Consider the following 24229-nt stretch of genomic DNA (forward strand, 5'->3'; position numbering starts at 1 on the left):
ACACCGGGGGTGCCGCGCCCGCTCGGCCCCTCACCCCCGGGGTCGCAGGACCGGCGCCAGGGTGTCGAGGACGGAGGCGTCCTCGATGGTGCCGGGCACGGTGGGCGTCTTGCCGTCGGCCATCTCGCGCATCGTCTTGCGCAGGATCTTCCCCGAGCGGGTCTTGGGCAGGGCGCCGACGACGTCGACCTGCTTGAGGCTCGCCACCGCCCCGACCTCGTCGCGCACGCGCTGGACGAGCTCGCGGCGGATGCGCTCGCCGTCGGCCTCGGCGTCGACCCCGCCCTTGAGGACGACCAGGCCGCGCGGCACCTGCCCCTTGAAGTCGTCGGCGACGCCGATGACGGCGCACTCCGCGACGGCCGGGTGGCCGGCGAGCGCCGCCTCGATCGAGCCGGTCGAGAGCCGGTGACCCGCGACGTTGAGCACGTCGTCGGTGCGGCCCATGACGTAGACGTAGCCGTCCTCGTCGATCATCCCGCCGTCGCCGGTCAGGTAGTAGCCGTCGTAGACCGAGAGGTACCCGGCGACGTAGCGCTCGTCGTCGTTCCACAGCGTCGGGAGCGTGCCGGGCGGCAGGGGCAGCCGGATGGCGATGGCGCCCTCGGTGCCCGGGGGCACCGGCCGGGCCGACTCGTCGAGCACCTGCACGTCGTACCCGGGAACGGGTACCGACGGCGAGCCGGCCTTGATCGGCATCGGGTCCAGGCCGCGCAGGTTGGCGGCGATGGGCCATCCGGTCTCGGTCTGCCACCAGTTGTCGACGACGGGCACGCCGAGGACGTCGGTCGCCCACTCGTAGGTGTCGGGGTCGAGCCGCTCGCCGGCGAGGAAGACGCACCGAAGCGAGGAGAGGTCGTGGTCCTTGGTCAGCGCGCCGGTGGGGTCCTCGCGCTTGATGGCCCGGTACGCCGTGGGGGCGGTGAACATCGCCTTGGCCCGGTACTGCGAGACGACCCGCCAGAAGGCGCCGGCGTCCGGGGTGCCGACCGGCTTGCCCTCGTAGAGAACGGTGGTCGCGCCGGCGAGGAGCGGGGCGTAGACGATGTAGGAGTGGCCGACGACCCACCCGACGTCGGACGCGGTGAACCAGACGTCGCCGGGACCGATGTCGTAGACGTTCTCCATCGACCAGCGCAGCGCGACCGCGTGGCCGCCGTTGTCGCGGACGATGCCCTTGGGGCGGCCGGTCGTGCCGGAGGTGTAGAGGACGTAGAGGGGGTCGGTGGCCTCGACGTCGACGCAGTCGACCGGCTCGGCGTCGGCCACGAGCTCGTCCCAGGTCATCTCCTCCCACTCGGTGTCGCGGACACCGACCTGCGCCGGGGCCTGCTCGCGCTGCAGGACGATGACCGACTCGGGCTTGTGGCTGCTGCGGTCGAGGGCGCCGTCGAGCATCGGCTTGTACTCCACGACCCGGCTCGGCTCGATGCCGCACGAGGCCGAGACGACGACCTTGGGCTGCGCGTCCTCGAGCCGGGCGGCGAGCTCGGCGGGCGCGAAGCCGCCGAAGACGACGGAGTGGATCGCGCCGAGGCGGGCGCAGGCGAGCATCGCGACGACGGCCTCGGGGACCATCGGCATGTAGACGACGACCCGGTCGCCCTTCTCGACGCCGAGCGAGGCGAGGGCGCCGGCGAAGCGCGCGACCCGGTCGAGGAGCTCGGCGTAGGTGAACGTGGCGGTCGTGCCGGTGACGGGGGAGTCGTAGTGGAGGGCGGGCTGGTCGCCGCGGCCGTCGCGGACGTGCCGGTCGAGCGCGTTGAAGCAGGTGTTGAGCCGGCCGCCGCGGAACCAGCGGTAGAACGGCGGGTTGCTGTCGTCGAGGACGGTCGTCGGCGGGGTGCTCCACTCGACGGCCCGCGCGGCCTCGCTCCAGAACGCGGTGGGGTCGGAGATCGAGCGCTCGTGGGCCGCTCGGTAGGCGCCGTTGCTCATGGGGTCATCCTCGGCCCGTCGTGCGGCGGCCGTCCACGGAACGTGACGCACCAGTCCGTGGACGGCCGGGACGCGGCGACGAGCGGGCGGGGGAGCAGCGCCGGGCGGGGTCGCCGCTGTTCGACACAGGGGTTCGTCCACGAGACCCCGGTTCGGAGCCGGGGTCTCGTGGACATTTCGGGGTGACCCCGAAAAGGTGGGGCGGGTGGGGCGGCGGTCAGCCCCAGGCCTCGGCGCGGGTGAGGCAGAACGGGTGCCCGCTCGGGTCGAGGACGACGCGCCAGGTCTCGCCCGGCTGCTCGTCGGGCAGGGTGCCGCCGAGCCCGACGACCTCCTGCGCCGCGGCGTCGAGGTCGTCGACGGCGAGGTCGAAGTGGAACTGCTTGCTGCCGTGCTCGTTCGGCCAGCCCGGCGCCTCGTACCCCTCGACGAGGCCGAAGCCCAGCGCGAGACCGTCCGGGCTCGTGAGCATCCCGTACTCGTCCTGCTCGTGCGCGACCTCCCAGCCGAGCACCGCGTGCCAGAAGGCGACGTCGCGGCGCACGTCGGAGCTGTCGAGCGAGACCATCTTGAGGGCGGCGGTGGCCATGGAGGAGTCCTCTCGTCGGGGTCGGTGCCGCCCAGCATGCCTAGGCTGGCGCCGTGCCGGATAGGACGAACGCGACGGCGACGACCGGCGGGGTGCTGCGCCCGGACGAGCTCGCGCGTCACCTCGCGCTCGCGCGGCGACCGGCGGGTGACGCCGTCGCGCCGTGGGTCGAGAACCACTGGCGCCTCGCCTGGGACCTGCCGCCCGGGCGGTCCTACGTCAGCGAGGTGCTGCCCCACCCGACCTGCTCGCTGACGGTCGAGGTCACCACCCACCCGCGTCCCGGGGTGCCGCCGGGGGAGTCCGTCGTCGTGACGGGCGTCAGCACCCGTCGCTTCGACGTCGAGCTGCGCGGTCGCGGCCGGGTGCTCGGGGTGCGCTTCCGGCCCGGTGGCCTCACCGCGCTGACCGGGCTCGACGCCGCGGCGTGGGCGGACCGGACGGTCGCCGCCCGCTCCGTCCTGCCCGCCCCGTTGGTCGACCGCCTCGCCGACCCCGCGCTCGCCGACGACCCCGACGCCTGGGAGGCGGCGGCCGAGGAGGTCCTCGCGGCCCTCGACCCCGGCCCCGACGAGCGGTACGACGAGGTGCTCGCGGTCGTCGGCACGATGCTCGCGGACCCGGCGCTGCTCACCGTCGGCGAGGTCGCGCAGCGGCACGGGTGCAGCACCCGTCGGCTGCAGCGGCTCTTCGCGCACTACGTGGGCGCCGGGCCGAAGTGGGTGCTCGCGCGCTACCGGATGCACGACGTCGTGGACGCGCTCGACGCCGGCTACGACGGCACGCTCACCGACCTCGCGGTGCGCCACGGCTGGTACGACCAGGCGCACTTCACGCGCGACTTCACGGCGCTCGTCGGGGTCACCCCCGGGCGCTACCGGGGCCGGCGCTCCTGAACGTCGGACGTCCTTCCCGTTGCCGGATCCCCGATGTGTGACTAAGTTTCACCGCGTCCCACAATGACGTGAACAAGTTACGCACCGGAGGTTCCCCGTGCCCTCGACGCCCACCCGCCGCACCGCCCTCACCGCCTCGATGGCGCTCGCGCTCGCCGGCGCGGCGGCGCCCGCCGCCTCGGCGGGCGGCCACCGCCCCGGCCACCCGCGCCCCGGTCACCACCACGGCTGGGTCACCTCGACGATGGCGCGGATGACGCTGCGCGAGAAGGTTGGCCAGCTCTTCGTGCAGCAGGTCTACGGCAGCGTCGCCGACGCGCCCGACGAGCGCAACGTGCCGCTCTACGGCGTCGCGAAGCCCTCCGAGGTCGTCCAGAAGTACATGCTCGGCGGCGTCATCTACTTCGCGTGGACCGACAGCGTCAAGGACCCCGACCAGATCACCGCCCTGAGCAACGGGCTCCAGAAGGCCGCGCTCACCCGCCGCACGAAGGCCCGCGTGCCGCTGACCATCGGCGTCGACCAGGAGCAGGGCGTCGTCACCCGCATCGGCCCGCCGGCCACCCAGTTCCCTGGCTCGATGGCCCTCGGCGCCGGCCGCAGCACGAAGGACGCGCGCACCGCTGCCGCCATCACCGGCCAGGAGCTGCGGGCGATGGGCATCACGACCAACTTCGCCCCCGACGCCGACACCAACGTCAACCCGCTCAACCCGGTCATCGGCACCCGCTCGTTCTCGTCCGACCCGTCGCTCGCCGCCGACATGGTGGCCGCGCAGGTCACGGGCTACCAGCGCGACGGCGGCGTCATGTCGGCCGCCAAGCACTTCCCGGGCCACGGCGACACCGCCACCGACAGCCACGTCGCCTTCCCGGTCATCACCCACACCCGGCAGCAGTGGGAGGAGATCGACGCGCCGCCGTTCGAGGCCGCGATCGCCGCCGGCATCGACATGGTGATGACCGCGCACCTCTCCTTCCCGGCCCTGGACGACAGCGGCGACCCCGCGACGCTCAGCCGGCCGATCCTCACCGGCCTCCTGCGCGAGCGGCTCGGCTTCGAGGGCGTCATCGTCACCGACTCCCTCGAGATGCAGGGCGTGCGCGACAAGTACGGGGACGAGGAGGTGGCGGTGCGAGCGCTCGAGGCGGGCGTCGACCAGCTGCTCATGAGCCCCGCCCTTCCCCAGGCCTTCGAGGCGGTCGTCGCCGCCGTCGAGTCCGGCCGGATCAGCCGCCGCGACCTCGACGCCAAGGTCCGTCGCGTCCTCACCCTCAAGGCCGAGCGCGGCGTGGTCGAGCGTCCGTGGGCCGACCCGCGCCGGGTCGACCGCGTCGTCGGCACGCCGGAGCACCTCGTGGCCGCGGCAGCGGTGACGAACCGGACGACCACGCTCGTCCGCAACGACGACGGCGTCCTCCCGATGGCCGTGCGCGGCAAGGACCTCCTCGTCACCGGCTACGGCGAGACGACCACCCGCACCCTCGCTGCCGGCCTCGACGCGCAGGGTGCGACGAGCACCGTGCTCGTCACCGGCAGCGCGCCGACCGACGCCCAGGTGGCCGCGGCCGCTGCCGCCGCGGCCGGGCGCGACGCCGTCGTCGTCACGACGATGAAGGCCTGGGACACGGCCGTCACCGACAAGAACCGGGGGCAGCAGAAGCTCGTCGCCGCCCTGCGCGCCACCGGCGTCCCGGTCGTCGTCGTCGCCACCCGCGACCCCTACGACATCGCCTACCTCGGCGACGCCGAGACCTACCTCGCGACGTACAGCTACAGCCCGGTGGCGCTCGAGGCAGCGGCCCGCGTCATCGCCGGCGCCGTCGCCCCCACGGGGAAGCTGCCGGTCGACGTCCCCGTCGCCGGTGACCCCTCCACCGTCCTCTATCCCTTCGGCCACGGCCTCGGCTACTGAGCCGACCCGCCCCCTCGATCAGGAGCAGACCCATGACCTCCCTGGACCGCCGCAGCCTCTTCGCGGCCACCGCCGTCACCGCCGCCGCCACCGCGGTCGGCGCCCCCGCCGCCCACGCCTCCGGCCGACCCGGCCACGGGCGCGGCGTCACCACCGGCGCCGACCGTGCCGCCGCCGACCGCTGGTCGGTCCTGCGCGGCCGGAAGGTCGGCGTCGTCACCAACCCGACCGGCATCCTCGCGAACCTGCGCAGCGTCGTCGACGAGATGCACGAGTCGGGCCGGGTCGACCTGCGCGCCGTCTTCGGGCCGGAGCACGGCTTCCGCGGCACGGCGCAGGCCGGCGACGCCGAGGAGACGCACACCGACCCGCGCACCGGCGTCACCGTCTACGACGCCTACGGCGCCGGGGCCGACTCGCTCTCGGCGATGGTCCGCGAGGCCGGCGTCGACACCGTCGTCTTCGACATCCAGGACGTCGGCGCGCGCTTCTACACCTACATCTGGACGATGTACACGGCGATGCGGGCCGCGGTCCGCACCGGCTGCTCGTTCGTCGTCCTCGACCGGCCCAACCCGATCGGCGGCACCGCCCGCGGCCCGATGATGACGACCGCGTTCACGACCGGCGTCGGCGCCAAGGAGATCGTCCAGGTCCACGGGATGACCGTCGGCGAGCTCGCGCGCTTCTTCGACGGTGAGTTCCTCGAGGGCGACGAGGGGAAGCGGCTCGGCGGCGCGCTCGAGGTCGTCGAGGTCTCCGGCTGGCGCCGCGACACCCTCTTCGCCGACACCGGCCTGCCCTGGGTCATGCCGAGCCCGAACATGCCGACTCCCGACACCGCGCTGGTCTATCCCGGCACGTGCCTCTTCGAGGGCACCAACCTCTCCGAGGGCCGCGGCACGACCCGGCCGTTCGAGCTCGTCGGCGCCCCGTTCGTCGACCACCGCTGGGCCGAGCGCCTCGAGTCGCGCCGGGTCCCGGGCGTGGACTTCCGGGAGGCGTACTTCAACCCGATCCAGAGCAAGCACGTCGGCGTCGTCTGCGGTGGCGTGCAGGTGCACGTCACCGACCCCGAGCGGCTCGACGGGCCGCGGCTCGGCGCCGAGATGCTCGTCGCGGCGAAGGCGCTCTACCCCGAGTTCGCCTGGCGCAAGGACTCCTACGACCCGCAGCGCCCCTACTGGGTCGACAAGCTGACCGGCTCCCCGCGCCTGCGCGAGATGGTGGACGCGGGGGCCTCCGCCGACGCGGTCGTCGCCGCCTGGCGCTCCGAGCTCGCCGCCTTCGAGCGCCGGCGCCGGCCGTACCTCCTCTACCGCGGGGGCCGCGCGTGAGCCGCCGCGGCTGGGGCGCCGTCGCGGTGGCCGGCGTGCTCGCCGCCACCGTGGCGACGGCGGGCCCGGTGTCCGCCAACGACTTCGACCGACCCGAGAAGGGGTTCATGCCCGCCAACACCGTCCTGCGCGACCGCGCCCCCGAGCGCGTCGGCCTCGACCCGGCGCCCATCGCCGAGGCCGAGCGGCTCATCGAGTCGCACGAGGAGGCCCCCGCCGCGGGTGGCCACCCGATGTACGCCGGCGCCGTCGGCGTCATGGGCCACGACGGCGCGGTCGTCGCGCGCCACGCGAGCGGGTGGGCCTCGCGGTGGAAGGACGCCACCACCGAGCTCCCGCGCGAGCAGTGGGAGCCGATGCGCGACGACACGGTCTTCGACCTCGCGTCGGTGAGCAAGCTCTTCACCTCGATCGCCACCGTCCAGCTCGTCGAGGACGGCACCGTCGACCTCGAGGTGCCCGTCGCGACCTACCTGCCCGAGTTCGGCGTCAACGGCAAGCAGGACGTCACCGTGCGGATGCTCCTGACCCACACCTCGGGCTTCACCTCGTGGCTGCCGCTGTGGTCGAAGTACCCGGACGTGCCCTCGCGGATCAAGGCCGTCATGGACCAGCCGCCCACCAACGCGCCGGGCTCCACCTACCTCTACAGCGACCTCAACCTCATCACCCTCGGCGTGATGGTCGAGCGCCTCTCGGGCAAGCCCCTCGACCGGTTCGTCCACGACCGCATCACCGCCCCGCTCGGGATGCGCGACACGGGCTACAACCCGACCGACCGCGACCGCACGGCGGCGACCGAGTACCAGACCGCACCGCCGCGCGGGATGGTCCGCGGCGAGGTGCACGACGAGAACGCCTGGTCCCTCGGCGGCGTCGCCGGCCACGCCGGCGTCTTCTCGACGGCCGACGACCTCGCCGTGCTCTCCCAGGCGCTGCTCAACGGCGGCACCTACCGGGGCCACCGCATCCTCGACCGCCGCAGCGTCGAGATGCTCATCACCAACTTCACCGAGGACTTCCCCGGTGACGCGCACGGACTCGGCTTCGAGCTCGACCAGCGCTGGTACATGGACGCCCTCTCCGGGCCGCGGACCGCCGGGCACACCGGCTACACCGGCACCTCGATCGTCATCGACTTCGACAGCCGGTCCTTCGCGATCCTCCTGACCAACCGCGTCCACCCGTCGCGGGAGTGGGGGAGCAACAACACCGCCCGGCAGGAGTGGGCCCGCGGTCTCGCGCTCGCGATGCCCGTCGACCCCCGCCACGGCCGGACGGCCTGGGCCGCCGGTGGCACGAACGCGACGACGGCCACGCTCACCGCGCCCGTCGACGTGCCGCGCGGCGGGGCGCGCCTCGGCTTCGACCTCTTCGTCGACACCGAGGACACCGACGTCCTCACCCTCGAGACCTCGTCCGACGACGGCGCGACGTGGGCGCCCCTGCCGTTCGCGCTGCGCGACCGCGGGCCGGCGCAGCAGACCGACGGGACCGTCTCGGGCGAGCACGGGCGGCGCTGGATGCAGGCGCGCGCCGAGCTGCCGCAGGGCGACCTGCTGCTGCGCTGGCGGATGACGACCGACGCCGTCTACCTCGGCCGCGGTGTGCTCGTGGACGGCGTGCGGGCCACCGCGGGTCACCGGGTGCTCCTCGACGGCGAGCGCCGTCCCGGCGTGTTCGACCCCCGCGGGTGGAGCGTCGTGCAGCGCGCGTCCTAGGTTGTGCGCATGGCCACCCAGCCCACCGACGGCGCACCGTCCCTCCTCGTCCGGCTCCGCGGCGTCCGGCCCTCGCTCTCACCGGCCGAGGACCGCGTCGCGGAGCAGGTGCTCGCCGACCCACGGGCGGCCGCCGGGCTCACCATCAGCGAGCTCGCGGTGGCCGCCTCGACGTCGGAGACGACGGTGCTGCGCTTCTGCAAGCGCCTCGGCCTGCGCGGCTACCCCCAGCTGCGCCTCGCGCTGGCCGAGGCCTCGACCGGTGGACGCCCGACGGCGCCGACGAGCGACATCAGCGCCGACGACACCGTCGACGACGTCATCGCCAAGGTCGCCTACGCCGACGCCAGCGCGGTCGAGGAGACCGCGCAGACCATCGACCGCGAGGCCCTCGCCGCGACGGCCGAGGCGATCTCGCGGGCCGGCCGGGTCGACGTCTACGGCATCGGGGCCAGTGCGCTCGTCGCGATGGACCTCCAGCAGAAGCTGCACCGGATCGGCACGGTCGTCTTCGCGTGGAACGACCCCCACATCGCGCTGACGAGCGCGACGCTGCTCGGCCCGGGCGACGTCGCCATCGGGATCTCGCACTCCGGCACGACGACCGAGACGGTGGAGGCGCTCGAGCTGGCCCGCAGCCGGGGTGCCACGACCGTGGCGGTCACCAACTTCCCGGTGTCGCGCCTGGCCGAGGGGGCCGACCAGGTCCTCGCGACGGCCGCGCGCGAGTCGAGCCTGCGCTCGGGCGCGACGGCCAGCCGGATCGCGGCGCTCACCGTCGTCGACTGCCTCTACATCGCCGTCGCCCAGCACGACCTCGCCCGCGCGCAGGACGCCGTCGAGCAGACCCGTCGGGCGGTCGCGGGGCACCACGTCCGCTACTGAGGACGTAACTTGTTCACACCATTGACGCCGGGTGCGTAGGAAAGTAACATCGCCGCCGTGATCACCGAGGCGACCGTCCTGGCCCCCACCGAGGAGCGTCACCCCGGCACCGTCGGCATCGACGCCCTGGGCACCCTCGAGGTGCTGCGGCTGCTCAACGCCGAGGACGCCCGGGTCGCGCCCGCGGTGGCCGAGGTGCTGCCGCAGCTCGCCGCCCTCGTCGACGCCGCCGTGGCGGCGGTGCGGGCCGGCGGCACGGTGCACTACGTCGGCGCCGGCACCTCGGGGCGGCTCGCGGTCCTCGACGCCGCCGAGCTGCTGCCGACCTTCAACGCCCCGCCCGGGCTCGTCGTCGCCCACCACGCCGGAGGCCCGGCGGCCCTGCTGCGCGCCGTCGAGAACGTCGAGGACGACGCCGACCAGGGCGCCGCCGACCTCGACGACGTCGCCGCCGGGGACGTCGTTGTCGGACTCACCGCGTCCGGCCGCACGCCGTACGTCGCCGGGGCCCTCCGGCTCGCCCGCGAGCGGGGCGCCGTCACCGCGCTCGTCACCGCGAACCCGTCGCCGGAGCTCGGCCCGCTCGCCGACCACTGCCTCGCGGTCGACACCGGCCCGGAGGTCATCACCGGCTCGACGCGCCTCAAGGCCGGCACCGCCCAGAAGCTCGTCCTCAACGCGTTCTCGACCGCCGTGATGATCCGGCTCGGGCGCACGTGGTCCAACCTCATGGTCGACGTCGTCGCGACGAACGCGAAGCTGCGGGGGCGCGTCGTGCGCATCCTGCGCGAGGCCACGGGGGCGGGCGACGACGAGGCCCGCGGCGCCCTCGAGGCCTGCGACGGCGAGCTGAAGCCCGCCCTCGTCGCCCTCCTCGCCGGCGTCGACGCCGCGACCGCCCGGCGCGCCCTCGCGGCCGCCGAGGGATCGGTCGCGCACGCCCTCGCCGCCCTCCCCGTCCCGGGCCCCGTGCCCGCCCCGGGCACCCCGTCCGCCATCACCGACAGCAGCACCCCGCGGCCCCCGGCCCACGTCCCGACAGGAGACCCCGCATGACCTTCCGTTCCCGCAGGACCGGCACCGCCCTCGTGGTGGGCGCCGGCCTCCTCGCCCTCGCGGCGTGCGCGCCCTCGTCGTCCTCGGGCGACGGTGGCGCCGACGGTGACTCGACGACGCTGACCGTGTGGTCCTGGCGCGTCGAGGACAAGGCCGCGTACGAGAAGATCTTCGACGCCTACGAGGCGAAGAACCCGGGCGTGACCGTCGACTTCAAGCCGTTCAAGGCGACCGAGTACAACAAGATCCTCGCGACCGGCCTCGCCGGCTCCGACGGCCCGGACGTGCCGCAGGTCCGCTCCTACGGTGGCCTCCAGACGACCGTCGCCTCCGGCTCGCTGGTGCCGCTCGACGACGCGGTCGACCTCTCGGCGTGGGACGAGAACATCGTCGCCGGCGCCAAGGGCAAGGAGGACGGCAAGCTCTACTCGGTGCCGCTCGCCCGCCAGGCCACGGTCCTCTTCTATGACAAGAAGATGTTCGCGGACAACGGGATCCAGGTCCCCACCACCTGGGACCAGTTCATGTCGGTCAACGACACGCTGCTCGGCAAGGGCATCACCCCGCTCGCCGTCGGCGCCAAGGACGACTGGACCCTCCCGATCGTCCACGAGGTCCTCGGCGCGAGCCGCTTCGGCGGGGCCGCGTTCCAGAAGTCGGTCCAGTCCGGCGAGAAGGACTTCACCGACCCCGACTTCGTCGCCTCGGTCGACGTGCTCAAGGACCTCGAGAAGTACATGCCGAAGAGCGTCACCGGTGTCGCCGTCACCGACGCGATGACGTTGTTCTCCTCCGGCAAGGCCGCGATGTACCCCGGCGGCTCCTACGATCTCGCCGCGCTGCAGACCGCCAACCCCGAGATGGACCTCGGTGTCTTCCAGGTGCCCCCGGCGCCGGGCGCCCCGAGCGGCTCGGAGGCGACGACCGCGGGCTGGGCCGACGGCAACTTCGCCGTCAACGCCAAGTCGCCGCGCAAGGAGGCCGCCACGAAGCTCGTCCAGTGGATGGCCACGCCGGAGTTCGGCCAGATGGTCGCCGACGACATCAAGCAGATCTCGGCCGTCCCCGGGGTCACCTACTCCGACCCGGTCCTCAAGGACGTCGCCGCGAACCTCGACGCGAACGGCTCGCCGTACCTGCTGCTCACCGACTTCCGGTACGGCTCGCCCTCGGGCACCGACCTGCTCGGCAAGGGCACCCAGGAGCTGTTCCTCGGCAGCAAGGACGCCAAGACGGTGAGCACCGAGCTCAACGAGGGCGTCATGACCTGGTTCGAGCCGACGAGCTGAGCCACCCGACCCCGGCCCCGGCGACCGGCGCGTGCACCGCGTCGGTCGCCGGGCGAGCCGGTCGGCCACCCCACCCCGACCTCCACCCCGGAAGACCATGAACCGACGCACCGGACTGCTCTTCGTCACCCCGGCCCTCGCCCTGTTCGGGGTCTTCGTCCTCTACCCGATGGTCACCTCGTTCTCCTACGCCTTCTACGGCTGGGCGGGCACGGCGCGCCAGGGCTTCGTCGGCCTCGAGAACTTCACGGCGCTGTTCACCCGCGCCCCCTTCACCACCGACCTGCCGCGCGCCCTGTGGCACAACGTCCTCTTCTTCGTCGGGACGATGCTCGTGCAGAACACGATCGGCCTCACGGTCGCCTTCCTCCTGCACCGCCGGGCCCGCACCCGTCGCGCGCTCCAGACGCTCTACGCGATGCCCTACCTCGTGAGCCCGATCGTCATCGGCTACCTCTGGACGCTGCTGCTCTCGCCGACCTTCGGGCCGGTCAACACGCTGCTGACCAAGGTCGGCCTCGAGTCGTGGGCCCTGCCCTGGCTCGGCGACCCCGACACCGCGCTGTGGGTCGTCATCCTCGTGAGCGTCTGGCAGTGGATCGGCTTCCCCGTGCTGCTCTACGGGGCGGCGCTCGGCGGCGTGCCCGACGAGCTGACCGAGGCCGCGCGCGTCGACGGCGCCTCCAACGGGCAGGCGTTCCGCCGGGTCGTCCTCCCGCTCCTCGTCCCGGCCATCGGCACGGTGAGCGTCCTGACGTTCATCTTCGCGATGGAGGCGTTCGCGCTGCCGTACGCCTTCGGCGGCTCGACCGGCAACCCGGCCGGGTCGACCGACTTCCTCTCGCTCCTCTTCTACCGCACCGCGTTCGACTCCGGCTCGACCGACGCCATCGGCACCTCGTCGGCCCTCGCGACGCTGCTCTTCCTCCTCATCTTCGGAGGGGCGTTCGGCGCCACCGCGGTCCTGCGCCGCCACGAGAAGGGAATCACCGGATGAGCGTCGTCCCCGCCGGCATCGGTGCCGCCGACGAGCGCACCGACGTGACGAGCACCCCCGACGGCGTCCTCGCCCCGAAGGGCCCGTCCGGGCGTCGGGGGACCCGCGGCCGGCAGAAGCCGGTCGGCGGCCGCACGGCGAGCGTGCTGCTGTGGGTCTACGCCGCGTTCGCGCTCGTCCCGCTGCTGCTCATGCTCAGCAGCTCCTTCCGCAGCAACGGCGACCTCATCTCCGACCCGCTCGGCGCGCCCTGGCCTCTGTCGTTCGACGCGTACCGGGAGGCCTGGACCGCAGGCAACTTCGCCACGTACTTCGGCAACAGCCTGCTCGTGACGCTCGGCGCGGTGCTGCTGTCGACGACCGTCTCGACGATGGCGGCGTACGCGCTCGCCCGGGGCCGCTCGCGCATCTTCCGGTGGCTCGAGTCGCTCTTCCTGTCGGGTCTCATGCTCCCGATCCACCTCGCGATCCTGCCGATCTTCTACCTCTTCGACGGCGCGGGGCTCATCGACTCCAGGCTGGGGCTCGCGCTGATGTACGGCGCCTCGGGCGTCCCGTTCTCGATCTTCGTGCTCACGACGTTCTTCCGGCAGCTGCCGGCCGAGCTCGAGGAGGCCGCGACGCTCGACGGCGCCACCGCGTGGCAGACCTTCTGGCGGATCATGGTGCCGCTCGTGCGCCCGGCGGTCGCGACCGTCGCGGTCTTCCGGTTCGTCCCCATCTGGAACGACTTCCTCTTCCCCCTCGTCCTCCTGCGCACGCAGGACAAGTACACGCTGCCGGTCGGCCTCACGACGTTCTTCGGCGAGAACGCAACGAACTACGCGGCCGTCTTCGCGGGGCTCGTCATCACGACCATCCCGCTCATCGTGCTCTTCCTCGTCGCCACCAAGCAGATCGTCGCCGGGTTGACGGCGGGCATGGCCAAGTGATCGGCTCACGGCCGTGAGCACGGTCGTGGCGGTCGACGTCGGGGGGAGCGGGCTGCGGCTCGTCGTGCGCCGCGACGGCGTCGACGGGGAGCGGCGGCAGGCCGCCGGGGCGCGGGTCGGCGCCGGTGGCCTCGACGTCGCCGCGCTGGCCGCCGACGCCCGGGTGCTCCTCGACGCCGAGGGGGTCGACGCCCCGGAGGCCGTCTGCTGGTCGACGCGCGGGCTGCTCTTCCTCGCCGACCCGGCCGAGGTGCTGCGCGCGGTCGCGGCCGCCCTGCGCGCCCGGCGGACGGCCGTCGTCAGCGACGCGGTCGCGAGCCTCGTCGGCGCCCTCGGCGAGGTCGTGCCCGGTGCGGTCGTCGCGGCCGGGACCGGGGCCGTGGCCTTCGGTTCGGACTTCTCGGCGCACTGGACGCGGGTCGACGGCTGGGGCCACGTCCTCGGCGACCGCGGGTCGGCGGCCTGGGTGGGGATGGAGGGCCTGCGCGCCGCGCTGCGGTCGCGGGACGGCGTGGGTGGTGGCTCGCCCGGGCTGCTCGCCGCCGCGGAGGACCTGCTCGGGCCGTGCCAGGGATGGCCGCGTCGGGTCATGACCGCTGCCGACGCACCCGAGGCCCTCGCCTCCGTGGCCCCGCTCGTGACCGCGGCCGCCGGCGCGGGTGACGTCGTCGCCGCCGGGGTCTGCGTCGCCGCCGGGCACGCGCTCGGGGAGTCGCTGCTCGCCGCCGCCGCCGGGCTCGCGCGGCCGCGGCTCGTCGCGACGGGCGGGCTGCTGTCGGCCCCCGCGGTGCGGCGCGAGGTCGAGGCCGTCGTGGCCGCCGCCGGTGCGCGGGTCGAGACGGCCTCCGGGGGCGCGCTCGACGGCGCGCTCGTCCTCGCCGCGCGGCTCGACGCGGACGGTGGGCTGCCGCGGCATCCGCAGTACGTGCACCTCGCCGGCGCCTGACAGACTCTCGCGCCATGGAGATCCCGCAGCACTGGGTCCGGGTCGAGGGCTTCAGCCCCCACCTCGGGCGGTCCGGCGCGCCGCTGACGGTGTGGGGCTGGTCGGCCGAGTCCGACGCGGACGCCGAGCGGGTGGGCCGCGAGCGGCTCGCCGAGCTCCTCGAGCGGGTCGCGCGCGAGGGGCGCCTGCCCGAGACGCGCGGCTACTACCCGCGCACGCCACTGCGCGAGCCCGTCCTCGAGGAGGTCCGCGCCGACGACGGCCGGCTCATCGGGGTCGTCACCCGCAACCGGATGGGCTGCGAGGTCCTCTGCACCGACCTGCTCCTCATCGCCGACGTCGACTGCCCCGAGCTCGCCGACGAGCGCCCGGCCGCCCGGCGTCGCTCGACGCAGTCGACGGCGGGCGACCGGGGCCGCGGGGTCGGGGGTTTCCTGCGGCGGCTCGTGCTCGGCCGCCCGGACCCCACCCCGATGGAGCCCTCCGGCGAGGACGCGGCCGGGCTCGACGGCCCCGAGCCGGTCGCCGGGCCGGCGGGGAGCGCGTCGTCGTCCTCCGGCGCGTCGGGGTACGAGGCCTACCCCGACCCGCCCGGCGAGGAGGGCCGCGTCGTCACCGCCACCGGTCCGGGCGGGCCGTCGGTGGCCGACTGCCTGGCCGCCGAGAACGCGTGGGAGTTCGGGCGCCGCCATCCCGGGCTCGGGGTGCGGGTCTACCGGACGGCGGCCGGGCTGCGCGTCGTCGTCACCGGCGCCGGGCTGGCGCCGCAGTCGCCCGAGGCCCGGGCGCTGCTGATGGAGCTCGAGTCGGACCCGTTGTACGTCGAGCTCTGCGCGACGCACGCCAGCTACCGGGCCCGCCTGACCCCCAAGCCGTTCCGCATCGGGCAGGCCGCGCTGACCGTGCCCTGGCCGTGCCGCGACGACGCCGAGGAGCGCCGGTACCTGCGCTGGGTCGACACCTACGAGGCCGCGGTCGGCGAGTACGCGGTGTGCCGCCTGGTCAGCGCGTCGGGGCCGGTGCCGGGGCCGGACGAGCAGCGCCTCGTCGAGCTGCACGACGAGCGCACCGGGGTCGCGGAGCGCCTGCCCCTCGCCTGACCGGTCGAGGTGGAGCTCGACCCCCTCGCGGTCGGGTTTCACCTCGACGCGGGGATGCGCCGGCGGGTCGAGGTGACAAGAGACCCTCTGGCGGTCGGATTTCACCTCGACCGGGGGAGAGCAACGAGGAACCCCCCGGTCGCGAGCGACCGGGGGGTTCCTGGTGGCGGAGGATGGGGGATTTGAACCCCCGAGGGTTTTATCCCAACACGATTTCCAATCGTGCGCACTAGGCCACTATGCGAATCCTCCGCCGAGGAGGCTACCCGAGGGCAGGGGTGCACCAGAAATCGGGGCTGCGCACACCCGCAGGAGCGGTCGACAGCCGGCGGCGGCGCTGCCATCATCCGGGCATGGACGAGGGGGCGAAGGTCGCGACGCGGTCACCACGGGGCGCCTGGACACCGCCCGACGACGGGTCACCGCGCCCGCCCCGCCGCAGCGACCGGGTGTACGGGGCGGTCCTCGTGCTGCTGTGGGCGGCGTGCCTCGTGAGCACCGCGATGGTCACGACGAGCCTGGTCACTCCCGACCGACTGCGTGACGACGTCGCGGCCGGGCGGGTTCTCGACTGGCGCGTCGTCGCCGTCACCGGTTCCTACCGCGACCTGCCCTGGGCGAGCGAACCGATGCTCAACGTGCCGGGTGCCCGGCTCGACGGCACCCCGGACCCCGACAGCCCCTCCGTCCCGGGAGCGCGCACGGTGCAGTACACCGTCGACTCGGTGCTGTCGCCGACCCGGGTCGTCGACCCCTCGACCACCCTGGACACCGAGGGCGAGGCGCTCACGGCCCTACGGACGGCCGGGATCCCCGCGGCAGCCGGGCGGGTCGAGCCACCCGAGACACCGGGGGTCAGCACCGACGTGCCGGTGCTCCTGGGCGCGGCGCTCTTCGCGTTCACCCTCGTGGCGGTCGTCGTCGGGCCCCGGCCCACACGCGGGACCCGCTGGTTCTGGGGCTGGCTGCTCTTCCTCCCCCTCGGCCTCGGGATGCTCTTCTTCGCTGTCCTCGAGCTGCTGCGGCCCGGCCCCGCCATCGCGGCAGGGCAGCGCCCACGCCGGGGCGGAGGGACCGGGCTGCTGCTCGGGGTGGCGGGGGGCCTGCTCGTGACCGGGCTCCTCACGGCGCTGGCCGACGCCACCCACTGGCTCTGGGTCGTGCGGCCGTGAGCGCGCAGACCACCCCCGGGTCACCCGGGGTGCCGGAGCTCGCCCGGCGCGTGCTGCTCCCGCGACGTCCGTCACCGCAGGTGCTGCGCCTCGCCGCCGGGCTGCTCGTCCTCGTCGCCACGACGGCCTGGTCGGTCCTCGCGTGGGCTGGCGCCGTCCGGACCGTGGACGTCGACCGGCTGCAGCTCGACCTCGCGCAGGGGCGCGTCGTGGCCGCGACCCTCGTCGAGGACGTCCGGGAGGACGGCGGCGGCTTCGGGTCGCGCCTCTGGGACTCGACGACGTGGACGGTCCACGGCGACGGCGCACCGGACGGCGGCGGCACCGCCCTGGTCTACCGCACGACCGACCTCGTCGGCCCGCTGCGGCTCGTCGACGTCCGGGCGACGCCCGGCCCCGAGGCGCTCCTCGCCGAGGTGCGCTCCAGGACGGGCGGGGTCTCCTCGCAGGTCGGCGACCCCGACCCGGTGCGGGGCGTCCTCCCGGCGCTCGTCGCGCTCGGGGTGCTCGGGCTCGTCGTCGCCGGTCCGCCGCCGCGCTGGGGGACCCGGTGGTTCTGGTTCTGGGTGTGCGGCGCGGCCGTGCCGCTCGGGGTCTGGGCCTTCGCCGTCCTCGAGCTCGTGACGCGACGGCGCCAGCACCCCGAGGGTCTGCGCCGGCTCGGCGGCTGGGCGGGCTTCGGCCTCGGGTTCGTGCTCTCGGTGGGGGTCGCGCTCGCCGGAGCGGGCGTGCGGCGCCTCCTCGGGGCCGGGGTGCCCTTCTAGCCGCTCAGGCGCCGGCGCGTCCTCCGGGCGGGCCGACGACGAGCAGCGCGGCCGTCGCCACGAGCACGAGCGCCCCGCCGACCACCGCGGCGAGGACCGGCCGTGACAGCGCCCGGGCGAGCACGCGCTCGAGCACGTGCGCCGGACGGTCGCCACCGGGGGCGAGCCGCCACGACGTCGCGAGGCGGCCGCTGCGCTCCACGCGCCGCTCGACCCAGAGGGTCGCGAACGGCGGCAGCGCCGCGACGAGCGCGAGGGCGGTCATCCGGCGCGACCAGCGCTGGTCGAGGGCGACGACGACCGTGACGAGCACGTACGCGAGGAACACGACGCCGTGGACGAGCCCGAAGACGGCGACGCCGAGCTCGGTCGTCCGGGTGACGTACTTGAGCACCATGCCGAGCAGCAGCAGGCCCCAGGTGACGGCCTCGGTGCGGGCGAGCGCGGGGTACAGGGTCGCGGGGGTCATGTCGTCCTCGGGTCGTGGCGGGGGCGCCACCATCCTCCGTGACGATGCTGGGAGCGCTGCGACCGGGGCGGCCGACGACGCGCCGCAGGGCGGGTCGCGACGACGACCCGCCCTGCGATGGAGGGTGGCTCAGCCCTTCCAGGAGCCGCGCCAGTGCTTCTTCCCGTCGTAGATCTGCACGATCGTGCCGGGCGCCGGCGGGTCCTCGTTGCCGAGCGTCGCGGCCCACAGCGAGCCGTTGCGGCCCGACTCGACGGCCACGACCCCGGGCAGGTCGAGGTAGGGCCGGACCTTCCCGTGGCGGACCACCGAGATGCGTCCGGCGAAGAGCTCGGCGACGTAGATCTCGCCGTGCGACCCGAGCGCGAGGTTGGTCGCGCCGAGGAGGCCGCGCGCGACGAGGCACACCTCGCCGGTGCGCGGGTCGACGCGGTAGACCGAGCCCCGCGCGCCGAGGACCGGCGACTCCGGGCCGCCCGGCAGGGTCGTCACGTAGAGCATCCCGTCCCGGCCGACCTCGACGTCGGTCGGCACCGACTCGAACCGGTACGTCACGCCGACGACGCAGTCGGGCAGGCCGAGCGCGGCGGTCATCTCGGCCGTGAAGGTCGTCGGCTGCGCCGGGAGCACGGCGAGGGTGCGGATGCGCCCGCTGTTCGTCACCGTGAACAGGGCGTTGGCGCCGGCGTCGGCGACCACCCAGCCGCTGCGGGTCGCGGCGACCGAGTAGGCGTGCGAGTCGACGCCGCCGGTGTAGGACACCGGGAATTGCGCCGCCGTGAAGGCGTCGGTGACGCACTGGCTCGGGTTGCGCACCCCGTAGTGGATGCGCGAGTCGGGGTTCTTCGCGACCTCGAAGGCGTGGGTGTCGGCGTACGTCGTCCGGCCGCGGGCGTCCCGGATGGTCAGGCCGCTCTCGGAGTTCTCGAACGTCGAGAAGTCGGTGACCGTCGTCGTCCACGCGATCCGCTTGCCGTCCCGGGAACGGGCGATGCCGGAGGCCCCGGGCTGCTCGGTCGCGATGGGCGTGATCGACCCGTCGCGCTGGAGCCGCCCGACGAGGCCGGGCCCGCCGTCGGCGACGAGCACCGATTTGCCCGAGGTGTCGATGTTGAACGGGGCGGCGAGCTGGTCCGAGCGCGGGACCGGGTGGGGCGTGGGGTGCCCTCCGTGGGCCGACGCGGCGGTCGGTGGGACGAGGAGGAACGCGCTCGCGGCCGCGACCGCGGCGAGCATCCTGGTGGGTCTGGTCATGCGTGGTCTCCCTGCGGTGCGCGGCCCCCTGGTCGCGCGGTGGGCGGTGCTGGGCGACGGCGCAGGTGGGTGGTCCCCCTCGGCCGCCGCGGTGGTGACCCCGGTCCTGCGGGTCACGGTGAGGCGCCGGCGGTCATGCTTCCGGCCGGCGCCGTCGCCGGTCAATGGCCCGGTCGAGCCATGCCGGGCAGACGCCGGACCCGGCCCGAGCGTCGGCTCGGACCGGGTCCGTGGGGTCGTGCGGAGGGGGTGAGGTCAGTCGCGGGCCCGTCGAGCACCCGGTCGTGCCGCAGCGAGGTCGCCTTGGTCTCCTTGGCGAGGAGGACGGAGACGACGGTGATCGCCGCCGCCACGGCGAGGTAGACGGCGACCGCACCGGTGTTCTTCTCGTCGGTCGAGCCGAGGAGCTGCAGGGCGATGATCGGTGCCAGCGCACCGGCGAGGATCGACGCGAGCTGGTAGCCGACCGACGCGCCGGTTTAGCGCACCGAGGTGCCGAAGAGCTCCGAGAAGAACGCGGCCTGCGGCGAGTACATCAGCGCGTGGAAGAACAGGCCGACGAGCGTCGCGAGCATGATCTGCGGCCCGCTCAGGCTGTCGATCATCCCGAAGTACACCAAGCCCCAGACCCCGACGCCGACGGCGCCGACGAGGTACAGCGGCCGGCGGCCGACCTTGTCCGAGAGGGCCCCGATGGCCGGGATGAGGACCGACTGCATCGCCGCGCCGGCGAGCAGCGCCCCGAGGACGACGCCCTTCTGCGCACCGAGGTAGGTCGTGACGTACGTGATGACGACGATCGTGAAGATGTAGTAGCTGATGTTTCTCGGCCATCCGCATGCCCATCGCGAGGAGGACCTCACGGGGGTAGCGGCGCAGGACCTCGAGGATCGGCAGGTGGGCCTTGTCCGAGGACTCGATCTCGGCCTTGGCCTCGGCGAAGACGGGAGACTCCTCGAGGCTGACGCGTACCCAGAGGCCGATGAGGACCATGACGGCCGAGAGGAGGAACGGGGTGCGCCAGCCCCAGGCGTTGAACGCGGCGTCGGACTGGAAGACCGAGAGCAGCCAGAGGACACCGGTCGCGAGGAGGTTGCCGAAGGGCACACCGGCCTGCGGCCAGCTCGACCAGAAGCCGCGGTGCTCGTCCTTGCCGTGCTCGGCCACCATGAGGACCGCGCCGCCCCACTCGCCGCCGACCGCGAAGCCCTGGACCAGGCGGCACAGGAGCAGCAGCAGCGGCGCCGCGATGCCGATCGTCGCGTAGGTCGGCAGGAGGCCGATCGCGACGGTCGCGCCGCCCATCATGAGCAGCGAGATGACGAGCATCTTCTTGCGCCCGACCCGGTCCCCGTAGTGGCCGAAGACGACACCGCCGAGCGGGCGGGCGACGAAGCCGAGGGCGTAGGTGCAGAACGCGAGGAGCGTGCCGGTCAGCGGGTCGCTGTCGGGGAAGAACAGGCTGCCGAAGACGAGGGCCGCGGCGGAGCCGTAGAGGAAGAGTCGTACCACTCGACGGCGGTGCCGACGACGCTGGCGAAGACGATCTTGACGATGTTGCTGCGGGTCGGCGTCGGGGACGCGGAGCCGGCGGGACTGACGACGGTGTCGGACATGAGCCGCAACCGTAGGGATGTCCGCGGTCGAGGGGGGGGCGCGCGTGACGGACACATCTCGACGAGGAGGGTGGTGCGGGGAGCCACCCCCGAGCACGGACGGCGGGATGGCGGGGTGCGGTCGTCGGCGCCGTCGACGCACCGTCGGGTCGGCGGGGCGGGTGAGGCCACCCCGGGATTACCGCCCGACGCGGCTCACCCCGTACGATCGTGCCCGGCACCCCGCGTGGTGGTACCCCACTGAACTCCCCCAGGGCAGGAATGCAGCAAGGGCAGGTGGGCTCTTCCAGGTACGCGGGGTGTCCTCGTGTCCGGGGACGCCCCGCGCGAGGTCAGCGCGTGGCGGGCTCGGCCTGTCCGGCGTGCTCGTCGGGGCCGCAGACCCCGCCACAGCCCCCCGCACCGCACCCGCAGCCGGTGGCCTCGGGCTGCGTCGTCTCGGCCTCGGCGGCGCCGCCGCTGCCGCACGCGCCGCCGCAGCACCCACCACCGCAGCCGCCACCGGCGGCGGGCATCTCGGGCTCGGTGCCCTGGAGGTCCCAGACCTGGCGGATCGCCTGGAGGAGGACCTCGACGGGCTGGGCGCCGGTGACGCCGTACTTCTGGTCGAGGACGAACGTCGGCACGGAGGTGATGCCGATCTGGCCGGCGAGCGCCTCGTCGGTGCGGACGTCGATGCCGAAGTCGTCGGAGGCGAGCAGGTCCCGGACGTCCTGCTCGGGCAGACCGCCCTCGACACCGAGACGGACGAGGGTCTCGTGGTCGCCGATCGCGGCGCCCTGGGAGTACCAGGCGCGCAGGACGCGGTCGGTCACCGGCTGCTCGAGGTCGCGCGAGCGGGCGAGGTGCAGCAGGCGGTGGGCGTCGTAGGAGTTGCCGCCGACGAGGCGCTCCCACGCGAAGTCGAGACCCACCTCGGCCGCGTCGCGGGCCATCTGCTCGTGCTGCGCGACCATCTGCTCGCGCGGCGTGCCGTACTTCTCGGCGATGCGGTCGACCTGCGGGGTGGCGTCGACGGCCGCCGCGTTGCGGTCGAGCTGGAAGCTGTGCCAGACGACCCCCACCTCGTCGGCGTGCTCGAACTGCTCGAGGGCGAGCTCGAGGTGGCGCCGTCCCAGGTGGCAGAACGGGCAGAGGATGTCGGACCAGACGTCGATGCGCACCCCCCGAGGGTAGGTCACGCTCCTGACGGTCGGGGCTCAGTCCCGGTGGGCGGAGGACGCGCGGCCCAGGACGCCGTGCGCGCGCAGCCACACGACGACCACCGCGAGCGCGGCCGACGCCGCGGCGAGCGGTACGCCGGCGGTCGCCGCGAGGAGGGTCTGGACGACGACGACCCCGGCCCCGGCGGACACGAGCAGCGGCACGGCGAGCCACGCGAGGAGCACCTGCGGGCCGACGTCGGGGAGGAAGGCGAACGAGGGCGGCATCACCCGGAAGGCGGCCAGCCACTGCGACCCGAGCACGACGGCGCCGACCGAGGCCGTGACGAGCGCGGCCGTCGCCGCGGCCACCCCACCCGCGAGCAGCCCGGCGGTGACGCCGGCGGCCGGGACCGCGACGACGAGGACGAGGGCGGCCGGGGCAGCGGTGTGCGCCACCGCCTCCCGCGTCACGGAGCCGCCGAGCAGGCGTGGCGCCCCGAGGGTGTCCCCGAGGAGGCGCAGGCCCTCCGCGACCGGCCCGGCCCCGAGGTGGAACAGCAGCGCGCAGAGGGCCGCGGGGACGATGTTGCCCGGGCGCCCCGCGACGACGGCGCCGAGCGCGACCCCGGCCGCGAGGAGCAGGACGGCGCTGCCGACGACGAGGAACGGCTGGCGGCGCAGGCCGAGGAGGTCGCGGGCGAGCACCGTCCGCACCGGGCCGCGCGAGCGCAGCCGCCAGGTCCGGCCGCGGCGGACGGGGGAGGCGGCCTCGAGCCGGATCGCCCGCGGGTCGCCGGCGAGGACCCCGCCGCCGAGGCGGGCGGAACGCGCGCTGTGCGCCCGCAGCCCGTCGAGGCCGAGCGCCCGCAGCGCCGTCCCGGGGCGCGCCGCCGTGCGCAGGGCGGCGCCGGTGCGCATCCCGGCGTGGTCGTCGGCCGCGAGCTGGCCGGCCAGCCAGGCGAGGAGCACCGTCGTCGACCCGAGCACCCCGACCGCGAGGCCGGTGACCGCGGCCGCGGGGCCAGCCGCCCCGCCGCCCCAGACCGCGGCGCCGAGCACCGACGCCACGAGCGTGCCGCCGACGAGCAGGCCCGTGGCCGGCAGCCGCCAGGCCTCGCGCAGGACGAGCCGGCGGTCGGCGGGCCCGGTCGCGACGTGGTCGAGCCAGGGCAGGTCGGGCGTCACCGGGCCGCGCCGCCGGCCGGTCGCGTGGGCCAGGAGCGCGAGGACGACGACGAGGGCCACGACGCCGCCCAGGACGAGGGCGCCGACCCCGGACGTCGGGCCGAGCGAGACACCGCGGGCCGGCAGGTGCGCGACCTCGACGACGCCCCGCAGCACGGTGAAGCCGTAGATGCCGCTGAGCAGCGCGACGACGTAGAGCGTGTAGAGCAGCGAGCGCCACGAGCCCGAGCCCTCCTCGCCGTGGAGGACGTGCTGGACGTCCGCGAGACGCTCGCGGTCGGTGCCGACGGGCCCGTCGTGCCCCGACGCGTGGGTCACCGGTGCTCCGGGTCGATGTCGACGACGGCGTCGGCCACCGCCTCCGTGACGGCCGGGTCGTGGCAGGCCAGGAGGATGGTCGTGCCGGCGTCGCGGCGGGCGCGCAGGAGACCGGCGAGGAGCATCCGGCGCTCGGTGTCGAGACGCTGCTCCGGCTCGTCGAGGACGAGGAGGCGGGCCGGGCGGAAGAGCGTCAGCGCGAGGTGGAACAGCTGCGTCTGTCCCGACGACAGCTCGTGCGGGAAGCGGTCGGGGAGGTGCCCGATGCCGACCTCGTCGAGCGCGGCGAGGACCCGCTCGTGACACGTCGCGGGGTCGCGGCCCCACGAGGCGTCGACGAGGGTCAGGTGGTCGACGAGGGTGAGGTCGCGCCAGCCGGCCGGGGTGCCGAGCAGCGCGGCGACCGCCTCGCGGGTGGCGGACCGGCGCTCGTCGGCCGGCTCGCCGTCGAGCGTGACGGTGCCGGTCGAGGGCGAGGTGAGCCCGGCGACGAGCCGCAGCGCGGTCGTCTTGCCGGCCCCGTTCGGGCCGCGCAGGACGACGCAGGAGCCGGCGTCGACGGCGAAGGACGTGGGGTGCAGGAGGACGGCGCCGTCGATGTCCTTCGAGGCGTCGCGGACCTCCACGCGGGTTCCGGTCACGGGCCTCACCCTCTCACCCGCGGGCCGTCCACACGCCTCGGGACGGCCGTTCCCGGTGTCCGCG

General features: G+C 74.5%; 21 protein-coding genes, 1 tRNA gene, 1 other RNA gene and 1 pseudogene. 14 read left to right on the forward strand and 10 right to left on the reverse strand.

The window, feature by feature from the left end; all coding sequences use genetic code 11:
* Positions 1-30: 30 nt before the first annotated feature.
* A complete protein-coding gene (locus tag IG69_RS0101735) occupies positions 31-1938 on the reverse strand; it encodes a propionyl-CoA synthetase (protein WP_030526464.1) in 1908 nt (635 codons plus the stop codon).
* 217 nt (positions 1939-2155) lie between these two features.
* Entirely contained in the window at positions 2156-2527 is a 372-nt protein-coding gene (locus IG69_RS0101740) for a VOC family protein (RefSeq protein WP_030526465.1), read from the reverse strand.
* A 53-nt stretch (positions 2528-2580) separates the two neighbouring features.
* Between IG69_RS0101740 and IG69_RS0101745 the strand changes: the two genes are divergently transcribed.
* The 11 genes from IG69_RS0101745 (at position 2581) to IG69_RS0101795 (ending at position 15601) form a co-directional block, all read left to right on the forward strand.
* Entirely contained in the window at positions 2581-3423 is an 843-nt protein-coding gene (locus IG69_RS0101745) for a helix-turn-helix transcriptional regulator (protein ID WP_030526466.1), read from the forward strand.
* Between the two features lie 97 nt (positions 3424-3520).
* Positions 3521-5338 (forward strand): glycoside hydrolase family 3 protein, encoded by a 1818-nt coding sequence (locus tag IG69_RS0101750; RefSeq protein WP_030526467.1) that lies wholly within the window; start codon positions 3521-3523, stop codon positions 5336-5338.
* 32 nt (positions 5339-5370) lie between these two features.
* Positions 5371-6675 carry an exo-beta-N-acetylmuramidase NamZ family protein gene (locus IG69_RS0101755; RefSeq protein WP_030526468.1) on the forward strand — a complete coding sequence of 435 codons (1305 nt, stop codon included), beginning with the start codon at positions 5371-5373 and terminating at the stop codon, positions 6673-6675.
* Positions 6672-8396: a serine hydrolase domain-containing protein gene (locus tag IG69_RS0101760; RefSeq protein WP_030526469.1), complete on the forward strand. Its 1725-nt coding sequence runs from the start codon at positions 6672-6674 to the stop codon at positions 8394-8396. Before IG69_RS0101755 ends, IG69_RS0101760 begins: the two co-directional genes overlap by 4 nt.
* A gap of 9 nt (positions 8397-8405) precedes the next feature.
* Positions 8406-9281 carry a MurR/RpiR family transcriptional regulator gene (locus tag IG69_RS0101765; protein WP_030526470.1) on the forward strand — a complete coding sequence of 292 codons (876 nt, stop codon included), beginning with the start codon at positions 8406-8408 and terminating at the stop codon, positions 9279-9281.
* A gap of 57 nt (positions 9282-9338) precedes the next feature.
* The gene (gene murQ / locus IG69_RS0101770) at positions 9339-10337 is read left to right on the forward strand and encodes an N-acetylmuramic acid 6-phosphate etherase (RefSeq protein WP_084696520.1); all 999 of its coding nucleotides are present in this window, start codon (positions 9339-9341) and stop codon (positions 10335-10337) included.
* On the forward strand, positions 10334-11626 hold the full coding sequence (locus tag IG69_RS0101775; protein WP_030526472.1) for an ABC transporter substrate-binding protein: 1293 nt from the start codon (positions 10334-10336) through the stop codon (positions 11624-11626). Before murQ ends, IG69_RS0101775 begins: the two co-directional genes overlap by 4 nt.
* Positions 11627-11723: 97 nt before the next feature.
* Positions 11724-12623, forward strand: a complete 900-nt coding sequence (locus IG69_RS0101780) for a carbohydrate ABC transporter permease (RefSeq protein ID WP_036828654.1) — start codon at positions 11724-11726, stop codon at positions 12621-12623.
* Positions 12620-13555, forward strand: coding sequence for a carbohydrate ABC transporter permease (locus IG69_RS0101785; protein ID WP_084696521.1), 936 nt, complete (start codon positions 12620-12622; stop codon positions 13553-13555). The genes IG69_RS0101780 and IG69_RS0101785 overlap by 4 nt, the downstream gene beginning before the upstream one ends.
* 13 nt (positions 13556-13568) lie before the next feature.
* Positions 13569-14501 carry a BadF/BadG/BcrA/BcrD ATPase family protein gene (locus tag IG69_RS0101790; protein ID WP_036828656.1) on the forward strand — a complete coding sequence of 311 codons (933 nt, stop codon included), beginning with the start codon at positions 13569-13571 and terminating at the stop codon, positions 14499-14501.
* A 14-nt stretch (positions 14502-14515) separates the two neighbouring features.
* The gene (locus IG69_RS0101795) at positions 14516-15601 is read left to right on the forward strand and encodes a hypothetical protein (protein WP_051750023.1); all 1086 of its coding nucleotides are present in this window, start codon (positions 14516-14518) and stop codon (positions 15599-15601) included.
* A 164-nt stretch (positions 15602-15765) separates the two neighbouring features.
* Here the strand turns inward: IG69_RS0101795 and IG69_RS0101800 are convergent.
* Positions 15766-15853 (reverse strand) — tRNA-Ser (locus IG69_RS0101800).
* Positions 15854-15954: 101 nt separating this feature from the next.
* On the opposite strand from IG69_RS0101800, the gene IG69_RS20750 reads away from it, so the two are divergent.
* Positions 15955-16773, forward strand: coding sequence for a hypothetical protein (locus tag IG69_RS20750; RefSeq protein WP_051750026.1), 819 nt, complete (start codon positions 15955-15957; stop codon positions 16771-16773).
* Positions 16770-17537 (forward strand): hypothetical protein, encoded by a 768-nt coding sequence (locus IG69_RS0101810; RefSeq protein ID WP_157577267.1) that lies wholly within the window; start codon positions 16770-16772, stop codon positions 17535-17537. Before IG69_RS20750 ends, IG69_RS0101810 begins: the two co-directional genes overlap by 4 nt.
* A gap of 4 nt (positions 17538-17541) precedes the next feature.
* On the opposite strand, the gene IG69_RS0101815 is transcribed toward IG69_RS0101810, so the two are convergent.
* The 4 genes and pseudogenes from IG69_RS0101815 to IG69_RS22870 all read right to left on the reverse strand — a co-directional run.
* On the reverse strand, positions 17542-18006 hold the full coding sequence (locus IG69_RS0101815; RefSeq protein ID WP_036828659.1) for a DUF3817 domain-containing protein: 465 nt from the start codon (positions 18004-18006) through the stop codon (positions 17542-17544).
* A gap of 129 nt (positions 18007-18135) precedes the next feature.
* The gene (locus tag IG69_RS0101820) at positions 18136-19260 is read right to left on the reverse strand and encodes a ScyD/ScyE family protein (protein ID WP_051750027.1); all 1125 of its coding nucleotides are present in this window, start codon (positions 19258-19260) and stop codon (positions 18136-18138) included.
* A 479-nt stretch (positions 19261-19739) separates the two neighbouring features.
* On the reverse strand, positions 19740-20123 hold the full coding sequence (locus IG69_RS22865; RefSeq protein ID WP_245616072.1) for an MFS transporter: 384 nt from the start codon (positions 20121-20123) through the stop codon (positions 19740-19742).
* 61 nt (positions 20124-20184) lie between these two features.
* Positions 20185-21018: pseudogene (locus tag IG69_RS22870) on the reverse strand (MFS transporter); the annotation flags it as partial.
* A 71-nt stretch (positions 21019-21089) separates the two neighbouring features.
* Here IG69_RS22870 and ffs point away from each other — a divergent pair.
* An RNA gene (gene ffs, locus IG69_RS21430) (signal recognition particle sRNA small type) lies at positions 21090-21186 on the forward strand.
* 22 nt (positions 21187-21208) lie between these two features.
* On the opposite strand, the gene IG69_RS0101830 is transcribed toward ffs, so the two are convergent.
* From IG69_RS0101830 to IG69_RS0101840, 3 genes are read right to left on the reverse strand one after another with little or no spacing between them, the layout of a single operon-like run.
* On the reverse strand, positions 21209-22039 hold the full coding sequence (locus tag IG69_RS0101830; protein ID WP_084696522.1) for a DsbA family oxidoreductase: 831 nt from the start codon (positions 22037-22039) through the stop codon (positions 21209-21211).
* A 36-nt stretch (positions 22040-22075) separates the two neighbouring features.
* Entirely contained in the window at positions 22076-23524 is a 1449-nt protein-coding gene (locus IG69_RS19825) for a hypothetical protein (RefSeq protein ID WP_036828661.1), read from the reverse strand.
* A complete protein-coding gene (locus IG69_RS0101840) occupies positions 23521-24165 on the reverse strand; it encodes an ABC transporter ATP-binding protein (protein ID WP_245616053.1) in 645 nt (214 codons plus the stop codon). Before IG69_RS0101840 ends, IG69_RS19825 begins: the two co-directional genes overlap by 4 nt.
* Positions 24166-24229 lie beyond the last annotated feature (64 nt).

Source organism: Phycicoccus jejuensis, from assembly GCF_000720925.1.
Classification (GTDB): domain Bacteria; phylum Actinomycetota; class Actinomycetes; order Actinomycetales; family Dermatophilaceae; genus Phycicoccus; species Phycicoccus jejuensis.